This window comes from Candidatus Neomarinimicrobiota bacterium (assembly GCA_034716895.1).
GTDB lineage: Bacteria > Fidelibacterota > UBA8477 > UBA8477 > JABMPR01 > JABMPR01.
Genome location: JAYEKW010000231.1, coordinates 1 through 1,671, shown reverse-complemented (window position 1 = coordinate 1,671; position 1,671 = coordinate 1). Strand labels below are relative to the sequence as shown.

Below are 1,671 nucleotides of genomic sequence, written 5' to 3'. Positions count from 1 at the left end.
CCTGCACCTAACCAAGCCTTCAGGCCATCAACAGCCCAGTTCAATATACCTGGTATTTCATCAGCTAGCTTCTGTGTCAGGTCTTTATCTTCACGACCTTTAAAGCTTACATTGAATGGAATAACCTTGATTCTGCGCCATATCCCATCGTCTGTTCCCTTAATCTCGGGTAAGGTATTAACTGCAAACCAGATTTTGAATTGAGGTGTCCATGTTTCGAATTCCTCGTATAATTTCCGAGCAGTTACTTCATCTCCACCTGTGATGGATTTGATACGTTCTTCATTCAAACGCTTGCTCTGACCGGACTCACTTGCGGTAACTAATCTGGCGTGGCGTAACCTGGCTATATCGTTGGATTGGGAGCTATTTGTAGCTTCAAATGCAGAAAACGAGCTGTTCTCTGCATACATACCCAACACCTTTTTGATTGTTTCAAGTACTACTGACTTACCGTTGCTACCATTGCCGTTAAGTATGAATAGACAGTGCTCTCTGGTATCACCCGTTAATGAATATCCAAGTGTTCGTTGAAAAAAGCTAACCATTTCATCACTAGAACCAAATATCTCACTGATAGCCTTTTCCCAGACGGGACATTTAGCAAATGAATTATAATCGTAACCGACTGACTGATAGATCATATCTTCAGGACGACCATCCCGGAAATCTTGGGTACTTAAATCCAAAGTACCATTATCAAATTGTAGCAACATCTTGTTCTGCCCCCAATCTTTGTTCTCAGTTGTTATTTGGGGCATTGACTTGGCCAGAGCTAAAGTATTCCTGATTCGGGTAGCGCTCTCAGATGAGATACCCCAATTGAATTCCTTTTTTCTCTGTTCCGGGGTAGGGAGTTCTACCGCAAGACGCTGACGGATGCGAGCAGCTTTCTTACTCAACTGAAATACTTCTTCCTTCGTATCTTTCTTCCAGAAATGACCACCGTAGATAAACCATTTCTTCTTAGTATGGTTGAACCTGATTTTATTTGCATAAAGCTCGGCAAACTGCTCTGCATTCCCAGCATCTGTTGTTGGATGCGTTGGGTCTTCTACATCTGTATCACCTAACGGGACTAACTCAGCATCCTTAAAAGCTGAATTTACTATACTGTCTAATTCATCCAAGCCAAGTGGATCATTATTCTTATTATTCCACTGAACCAATGTATCATAAACGTTAGTATCATCACGTTTGTCATATTTCATACTTCGCGCAATATCAAACGCAGTATTGTTCCGATTTCCCTTTTGTACCGGTTGCGCTAGTAGTGTTCTCCAGTCAGGTCTTGAAGATACTGACGTTCTCTTATTCGGTACATTGATAGCTTGAACGGCTACAGTATAGGACTGTTCCAACTCTGAAACTGGCATATAATCCGCCATCTCTGAATAATCAGTCTCAGGACCTGGTGATTTTGCCAACTCAAGGATTTCATCGGTACTTAAAGATAGAATATCTGGAATCCGGATTTTATAAAGCGTAGACTTGGAATTGATTGTATTCTCGCATCGCCAGAGACGATTTTTGTCATAGATCTTAATATCAAAGTCCCAATCGCTCCACTCGCTGGTAACAATTGTTTTGAAATACTTTGGTAAATCTACCGATGGTTTAACTTCTCCAAACATTGAGATGGGAATTGCTACATGATATCCTTTACTTCCT

At 41.2% G+C, this 1,671-nt stretch carries 1 protein-coding gene; it reads right to left on the bottom strand.

Going from position 1 to position 1,671, the window contains the following annotated elements; genetic code table 11:
- A partial coding sequence (locus U9Q77_12940) for a phage/plasmid primase, P4 family (GenBank protein ID MEA3288263.1) occupies positions 1-1,671 on the bottom strand: 1,671 nt, incomplete at both ends.